The organism is Shewanella sp. SP2S2-6 (assembly GCF_031931965.1).
In the GTDB taxonomy this organism is placed as follows: domain Bacteria; phylum Pseudomonadota; class Gammaproteobacteria; order Enterobacterales; family Shewanellaceae; genus Shewanella; species Shewanella baltica.
In genome coordinates this window covers 70,966-79,434 of record NZ_JAUOEQ010000020.1, presented here as the reverse complement: position 1 = coordinate 79,434, position 8,469 = coordinate 70,966, and the positions used below count along the sequence as shown (strand labels likewise).

The following is an 8,469-nucleotide window of genomic DNA, read 5'->3' as shown; positions in this document are numbered from 1 at the left end:
AGACGATTACTATCGGCAGCGTATTGATATGCAACCGGCCTTCAACAGCGATTTATTCCAACAACTACTCGAACCTGAAAATCTACACCGAGCTTGGCGTCAAGTTAAAGCCAATAAAGGCGCGGCTGGCATCGATGGCATGACTATCGAAGCCTTCCCGCTTTGGATGCAACAAGGCGGTTGGCAACGGTGTAAATCTCTACTGGAACGAGGTGAATATAACCCTTCAGCAGTCAGACGCGTAGAGATCGACAAACCCGATGGCGGTAAACGCAAACTGGGTATCCCTAACGTCATTGATCGTGTGATACAGCAAGCTATTGCTCAAATTCTCACGCCGTTGTTTGACCCTTTCTTCTCGGCTAATAGCTTCGGCTTTAGACCGAATAGGAATGCCAAACAAGCGGTCTTGCAAGTCAGAGATATCATCAAACAGAAGCGCAAATTTGCCGTCGATGTTGATCTGTCCAAGTTCTTTGATCGAGTAAATCACGACCTGTTGATGACTCAATTGAGGATCAAGGTACAGGATAAGCGTCTGCTGGCGCTTATTGGTAAATACCTGCGAGCTGGTGTGATGGTCAACGACCAATTTGAAGCAAGCTTCGAAGGCGTGCCTCAAGGCGGCCCACTCTCGCCATTACTCTCTAACATTATAAACAAAATCTGGCCACCCATTTTAGATCAACAACATAATGCACTTTTGGTTTGTCTACAACTTGTATAAACAAAATCTGGCCACCCATTTTAGATCAACAACATAATGCACTTTTGGTTTGTCTACAACTTGTACGAGCTAAAATTACTTGAATGAGAGTCATCAAAAGTTGAAGGGCTAAAGCTGAGGCATAAAAATGAGCTAACTCGTTAAAAAATAGTGTATTTAAGACATGCTAACCCACCCAATAAGACAAATGGGTAGAGATTGGTTTGGTTAAGCAGGATTACAGTTAGTTGCTGTGAAAGTGCTGACAGCTTGCCGCAAAGTGCCGTCGTCGCTTTTCTAGATGTTCACAGTAATCGGTCAGTTCTTGCAGCGTACCCACCGGACCATGAAATAGCTTGCCAAACTCAGTAGTGAGCTTGAGCCAATTGTCATGGGAGATATTTAATCTTGCCAGTAACTTAGCGCTATTTACACTGATTGCCCCACGTTTATCACTTCGAATAATTCGGCCTGTATCATCGACCAATTCAAGGTAATCCGATAATAAAAACGCAATGGCATTGGGCTGGTTGTCGCGCTCATTACCGATAAAAGGCAGTAGATTTTTAGGTTGCTCACCTTTTAATGCAGCCCGAATACGCAACTGGATACTGGTATGGTCGGATTGTTCTGGTGTATCAGCCAGTTGCGCTCTAATAGGATTCAAATCAACATAGGCCATACAAGTTAACACAGCGGCTTCATCGAGTAGGGCTTGCGATTTAAAGCGTCCTTCCCAGAAACGACCTGTGCAGTTATCCTCTTGATTCGCTTGCCTTGCGATGGGTTCGTTGAGGCAGCGCATAAACCAACTGATATCACATAAACGGCTGCGATAAATGGCAATTAAATGCTTTAATCTGTGAACCTCATGCGCTTCAACTAACTCACCTTTGGCGAATTTTTGCGTTAATTCATCGCCTTTAAACAGCTTATGCCACTGCTCAAGTACTTCGCGGTCAGTCCAACGATTCGTGCTGTCGATATCGACCCGCAGCACCACATGCAGGTGATTGGACATCACAGCAAAAGCCACCACATCAATAGCAAAAACCGCTTCGAGTTCAAACAGTAGCGATTCTACCCAAGCGCGGCGATGGTCATAATTTTTTCCAGAATAGGTATCATCGCCACACAAAAACGCACGCCGCACAACGCGGCTACAACAATGGTAATAGGGTGTGTCTTCAACACTTATCTGAGTTCTACGTGGGCGCGGCATACAAACCTCCTTGTTTAATGCTTAACCCAAGCATAGTCGGAGGTTAACAACTGCGCTATTTAGGCTGGGTGTCCATTTTTATTCTTTTTATTATCCATTTTTATTCAAACTACGAAACACACTTTGGGGCAATATCTTTTTAGCTAAACGAACAGCAGAAGTGTTAGTTAAGATTGGCATTGTTGCAACTGTGACCGTTGGCGGCATGGATGCCGTCGTCGAGCCCTCAGGGACGAGTTTATTGCGAGTCACAGGGGAAACAATGACAATTCATGCTGCAAACTGACGACAAAGTTATTTTGCTTTTGGGCAAAAAGAAAAGCCCGCGGCTGCGGGCTCGGTGTCACTAAAAATCAACTGAATAAAAGAACTGGCTTAACGATAAGTCAGCGTCGTGGTATCGGTTAACTTGTCGTTATCTTTAACGGTCAGTTCAACTGTGTGTTGTCCACGGCGGGCAAGACGCAATACCACTTGACCGTTAGCGCGGGTGCCATTGTCGAATGTCCACTTATGTTGCTTGATCACGCCATCGGTATCGTAGCTAGTCGAGATAAACATATCGACGAACAATAAATTGATACGCTGAATTTGCGCAACAGGTGGTTGTTTTACCTCTCCAACCACCACAGACACAGTTTGTGACGTGCTATGGGTTAGGCCGTCATTATCCGTCACTGTTAATGTGACCAGATACTCACCGCTTTGACTATAGCTGTGAGTCACTACCTCACCCATTGCGACTGTATTATCACCAAAGCTCCACTCGGCTGACACGATTTGTCCATCGCTGTCGGTTGAAGTGGATGTAAGTTGCACCGCAGAGCCATTCACCACTTGAGTGAAACTGGCTACTGGCGCGACTTTTTCCGCGTCGAGCAAGAGTGAAATCACCACAGGATCGTGATCCGATGAGCGATACGCATCAGTGGCGAATAAGTCTTGGATTTGAGTAGGTGTCTTAAACTCTTCGTTGTAATCCAAAACGCGTGGTTCGTCGGTATTGATATGCCACTCAGTCACATCCACCACTTTATCTAACAAGGCAGCGTTTGCTAAAGCATGATCCAACTGACCCGATTCAGCCGAGAACACATAGGAATAAGGGTTCGGCTTTTCAAGTTTGGCAAACAGCTCACTAAAGCCCGCGTTAGCTAACGCCGTTAATGGATCTTCCTTCGCATAGGCGTTCAAATCACCAATCAACAATACACCTTGATCTGGATATTGCTCGCTAATCCATTGACCTGCAGCCGTCGCCGCACGGGTACGAGTGATATTACAGTTGCCTTGACCATCATTGAGATCAGGATCGCCCGCACATTCACTGCCCTTAGATTTAAGGTGATTAACCGCAACGACCACGCCTTCTTCACTGCCGTTCACGCTAAAGGCTTGGGTCAGCATAGGACGGTTTTTACTGTCGTCAAACAGGGGCTTTTGATCGCTATCTAATGGCGAATTGGCACTGGATAGAATGCGTGCAGCGCCCTGCGGCGTGACTTTATCGCTACGATAAATCAAGCCAACTGTGATGGCATCGGTGCCAATCGCATTCATGCCTGTTGGCGCGATATAAGCGTAACGCGCTTCATCTACAGCAGCATTCAAACCTGCGACTAAATCGGCAATGGCCGAGTTAGCACCAAAGCCATCGTTTTCAATTTCCATCAAACCAAAGACGTCGGCACTGATGCCCACCATGGCGCTGACAATCTTCGCCTTTTGACGCTCAAATTCGCTCAACGTATTGGCACCACGGGCAGTTGGGAAACCTGCACCTTGGCCATCACCGTTGAAGTAGTTGAGTACGTTAAAGCTAGCGACTTTTAGATTACCGCCATCATTCAATGTGGGTGCGATTGGACGTGGGTTTTCCGCCACAAAATTCACCGTCTCGATTGGCATAATGCGATACAAATTAAAGCCATAGTGCATTACACCCGTAAGCGATGTGGCTTTATCGCCTACACGCACAGTGTTTGATGCGCTCAGGCCAGGAGCGGGGAATTGCACAGGATCTGGATTCTGCGCCGTTAAACCGTCATCCAATAAAATACTGTCGCGTTGGTTAGCCGCGCTCACTGCCAGCGCATCCGCGCCCGGTGCAGCCACCTGCGTACCAATAAAGTGGCGCTGACTGCCTAATGAAATCTCGCCATAACGGCCTAGATTGTAGACTTCGTTCACCACTAAATCTTGGCTGAAACGAACACGCATGCCCTCAAAGGGCTCAAAATCATCACTGCTGTTAACCGGTAAGGTCACCACCGCCGCCGTTGGCAATGCTTGTGCAGTGGCGCAAAGCGTGTGTTCTGACAGGGTAGTTAGTTCAGTTAAGCCTTGATATTCAGTGACTTTGGCTTTTAAACGAATACGATCGCCCGCCACATACGCAGTAGGCGCAGTGCCGGTATACACAAACACCCCTTCCGAGGTTTGTGGATCGCTATCGGCTTCGTTATCAGCCATTTGTACAAAAATGCCCTTAAGACCGGCTTCTTGATTACTGACGACAACCGCTTCAACCACTAAGGTTTGACCATTAAGAGGACTGGCAGCGCCCGCGCCTTGAAGCGCATGAATTGCTGTGGCTTCTTCGCCGCACACTAAAGAACTCGGTGGAGGGTCGACGGGATCGGTTGGCGTGCCCGCGCTGAATTTACCGAGATCAGAAATATCATCCTTCGCAAAACCTAACCAAGTGCTAAAGCTGACAGCATCGTCACTGATGGGATCGGCAATCAGCTGATCAGGATTACGGCGCAGGGTGTTGTCTTGAGTGGATAAATCACCACTGCCCCACTCGGCACCGGGATCGACACCAACTTGACCTAAACTATCAATCACTTGATTTTGATAAGTCAGTTCAATCGCATCGTCGCCGTTGAAGAAGCTGGCGGTACTTTGTTGATTGGTCAGTGCAAGAATATCAGCAGACGCATCGTTATCGGCAACCACATAAGTCGCCCCCGCGGCTAATGAGCCAGTGAGCGTAATGGTCGTACCGACGTTGGTGCTGCCATTAAAATAGAAACGCAATTGGTATTGGCTTAAATCAATAACGCCCGCGGTTGGGTTATACAGTTCGATGGCTTTATTGTTGCTGCTGCCTTCGACGTATTCTGAAATGATCACATTATCCGCGCCATGGGCAAGCCCACAAACGCTACTGATGGCTAACGCCAGCACAGTTTTAGTGTTAAACATTGAGACCCCTAAATGTATTGTTTTAATATTTTGTATTGAATTGCGATTTAATTGATGCGCTTAGATGCTTCAAGGTGATATCACCTCGAACACTGACGATACTATAGGCGGCGAAGGTTACAAATTGGTTGCACCAAAGTTGCAACTTAAGATGGATATTATTGGTGCAATTTAGCGATCAGAACTAGGAAGAAAGCAGTACGGGAAATGCTGGCCGCTCATTACAAATGCGGCCAGGAATAATCAATGTGATGGGATAAATGGCTCTTAAAAATAAGCAGAGCCAATGGATGAAAGCCCTGAAGCTGAGCTATAAGGGCTCAAGTTTTTCATCGAGTAAACTGACCAGCAGTAACTCACCTTGGGCGTTCACCCTAAACTCGCCGTATTTAGCCGCACTAAAATGATCGGCTTGCCCTTCTTCAAAGAAAAAGCTGTTCGATGCGAGCTTGATTTGATTACCACGAACACGAAATTGCACCCGCAGCTGATCTTTACCCAGCGCTTGGTCAGTATAAAAATCCATAAAACGCGCCACTTTTTGCCCATCTAGTGCCAGCAACAACTGACCCTGCATTTGTTGCGGCGCTAAGGCGCTGCGCACATCGCGGGCAATGGCATATTCCAGCGCCATGTAATCCCCCTGCATTAACGAGCGCGGATCGACTGGCGCTAATGCAAAGCGCACCACTTGGCCGTGATTAAGCAGTTGTTCCAATTTGAAAATGCGCCAATTCACGCCAGCAAGAATCGCAACGGTCGTAAAAAGTACTATGCCCAGCGCCCATTTATGTGAAGCCGCCAGTTTTCCCATCACATTGCCCATCACATAGCCTCCTTGGCATTTTCATTGGCAAGGAATAAGCGCCACATCAGCATCCTTGCCACCAGCAACAGCGCGCCTAAACCCATCAAATAAGCAGATTTCAGCAGTAGTGTTGTTTCTAATGAATAATAATATCCACTGACAAACAGCAGCGCCGACACAATTCCTATGCCTTTTAGCCAAGGCTCATTGCAATAATGGCCAAGCAGAATCAATAGGATAGCCGTCGATAACCCCTGCATGGGTAAAGATAAACCGCTAATAACGATTAAACCGAGAAAATAGCCTATCGCCGCCAGTGAGCTGAGTGATTGTTGACGTTCGCGAAATACGCTGACCAACAATAATCCGCAAATGACAAAAATAATCGACAGATGGCTTAGCGTGAACCACAGACTTTGTTGCCAAGGACTGAATAAGGCTTCAAAAATACTGTCCATGCTAAAGGCATGCATCAGTTGCAATGTAATTAATACCAGTGCAAAGCCGTAGATAAGCATGCGCGCGCGGCGGTAATGACGTCCGAACCGATTGATATTGAACAGCACTAGGCTAATGATTAAGGCAAACAGACTTGGGCAGACATTGAGCCATTCGAACTTAGCCATGAGGCCAATCACGCACCAACTTAAGCCAAACGCGAACACAAACTGGGCTAATCCATGGGCAATTAAACCCCACAGCAGCAAGAGAATACCCGCCATACACAGATACCAGTTGAGGCTAAAATCATTGTCGATTAAATCATAGAATCCCCAAGCCACACTGATTAAACCACTCAAACAGGCGGCAAAAGCAAATTGCTCATTGAAGATCTGTTGCCGCGGCAAAAAGTACAGCCCAATGCCCACGGCTAAATAGGTTAAGCCAATAAATAAGGCGACGCCCTCACCTACCCGCTCAAAAATGGCGCCAAATGCCGCCATCATAAAGCACAATAGAAATAAAGCGGCTATCCAAGCGGCGAAGGCCTGCATAGCGGCAATATACCAAGGAATATCCTGGTTTTCTGGCATTTGGGGCGTACTGACTTTGCCCTCGGCATACAAGGATTGCCACAGTGTTATCAGACTGGATTCACCCGATGCATCAATTAAAGCGGCATTCTCTTTTGCAGGAGACTTTAAGGGAGTCGCTACTGAACTCGTTAAATAATTGGTCACCATGTCGCCATCCGGTAAGCCATTATTGTTGCTCATGAATGTCTCCCACTTTTCCTTGGGTCGCTCTCGCAGCGGGCTTAAGTGCTAATTCAGACATAGGTTCAGGTTCTAATTCTGACATAGACTGTGACAGTGGTTTAAGCTTGCGACTCAGTTCCTTTAACCAAATACTCAAGCCTGTGCTCGCCAAAATGATATAAAGCCCAATAAACAAAAAACCACCTATGGGATCATTGTCCTCAAACATCAGTCGTATCAGTAACGCAGCGCCGACGGCAATCAAGCTAAAACCGCCCAAGGCCAAGGGATATATGCGCGGTAAGCGATAGCGAAAAATAACGAATCCAAATATCAGATGGGCAATATAACCACAAATGATCCAAGTACTCGCGCCATCAGACTTAAAAAGATCGTCGAAAATCAACCAAGTGATTAACCAAGTAAAACAACCCATAGCAAACAATGAGCAGGCATATTCGAGGATTGGCGCGTGCCAACGCCCCGCGACGTTACGGCCTAACAATACAAAAGCGTAATAAAAAGATAAATTCAAACAGATAAAGATCAGCAGTTGGCTTTGCTCATCCAAGAAAGCTCCCCATAAATGGGAAAAGGAATCCAAAAATATCCCTATGCTTAGGTTAATAAGCCCCACCAACAGCAGCCATAAACCATCGAATCCTGCCACCCACGCAAAGGGTAAAATCACTAACGCCCATAGGGCGAATAGCTGCCAAGGATCGGCACCCGTTTGGTAGGTTTGTCCAACCAGCGCTAATAAACCACCCACCAATACGCTCGCGGCCAGTAACACGCCATTGGCTGTCGTCGCACCAAATCTGCTGTTGTTGCTGTCGTTGCATTGATTACTGTGGTTACTATGACTGTGACGAAGGTAATGGGAAGCCGCAGAAAGGGAATTAGCACGATAATAGAGCCAAGCAAATGCGGCGATGGCGAGCAGTATCGCCACTTCAATCAGTACAAATTTGGCAAATCGCCCCAAAGATTGCCAATTATAGGCAAAGAAAAAAATTACCCCAGAGGCAAAGCTTAACGCGCCAAACCAGAGCAATAGGTTAGCGATTAAACTGCGCCAGCTCGACGCATCTGGCAACACTGTAACCTGCCGATAAAGCGTATTCGCTTGCTCTTGCGTGATATGTCCCTGTTCAACCCAGCCACACACTTGAGATTTTATCTGGCTCAATGTGAGTTCTCCCTCATCCTGTTTGCGCTAGCTTACTATGACCTATTCAAAATTCGCACAACATCGACAGCGTTGAGTAAATTAAATTGTGTATACTTGTAAAAAAATCATTAACCTTTGGCATGATTAGGG

The 8,469-nt window shown here is 46.7% G+C and carries 6 protein-coding genes; 1 reads left to right on the top strand and 5 read right to left on the bottom strand.

All coding sequences use genetic code 11. The annotated features are described in order from the left end of the window. The coding region (locus tag Q4Q57_RS14280) for a reverse transcriptase domain-containing protein (protein WP_409438193.1) at positions 1-727 on the top strand (727 nt) is incomplete at its 5' end. A gap of 223 nt (positions 728-950) precedes the next feature. On the opposite strand, the gene Q4Q57_RS14275 is transcribed toward Q4Q57_RS14280, so the two are convergent. The 5 genes from Q4Q57_RS14275 to Q4Q57_RS14255 all read right to left on the bottom strand — a co-directional run bounded on the left by Q4Q57_RS14275 (position 951) and on the right by Q4Q57_RS14255 (position 8,337). After that, positions 951-1,928, bottom strand: coding sequence for a transposase (locus tag Q4Q57_RS14275; RefSeq protein WP_311891189.1), 978 nt, complete (start codon positions 1,926-1,928; stop codon positions 951-953). Positions 1,929-2,303: 375 nt separating this feature from the next. Then, entirely contained in the window at positions 2,304-5,138 is a 2,835-nt protein-coding gene (locus Q4Q57_RS14270; RefSeq protein WP_311891188.1) for an ExeM/NucH family extracellular endonuclease, read from the bottom strand. Positions 5,139-5,448: 310 nt separating this feature from the next. After that, the gene (locus Q4Q57_RS14265) at positions 5,449-5,964 is read right to left on the bottom strand and encodes a GDYXXLXY domain-containing protein (protein WP_311891190.1); all 516 of its coding nucleotides are present in this window, start codon (positions 5,962-5,964) and stop codon (positions 5,449-5,451) included. Then, positions 5,964-7,163, bottom strand: coding sequence for a DUF4401 domain-containing protein (locus Q4Q57_RS14260; RefSeq protein ID WP_311891187.1), 1,200 nt, complete (start codon positions 7,161-7,163; stop codon positions 5,964-5,966). The genes Q4Q57_RS14265 and Q4Q57_RS14260 overlap by 1 nt, the downstream gene beginning before the upstream one ends. Next, positions 7,150-8,337: a DUF2157 domain-containing protein gene (locus Q4Q57_RS14255; RefSeq protein ID WP_311891186.1), complete on the bottom strand. Its 1,188-nt coding sequence runs from the start codon at positions 8,335-8,337 to the stop codon at positions 7,150-7,152. The genes Q4Q57_RS14260 and Q4Q57_RS14255 overlap by 14 nt, the downstream gene beginning before the upstream one ends. Positions 8,338-8,469 lie beyond the last annotated feature (132 nt).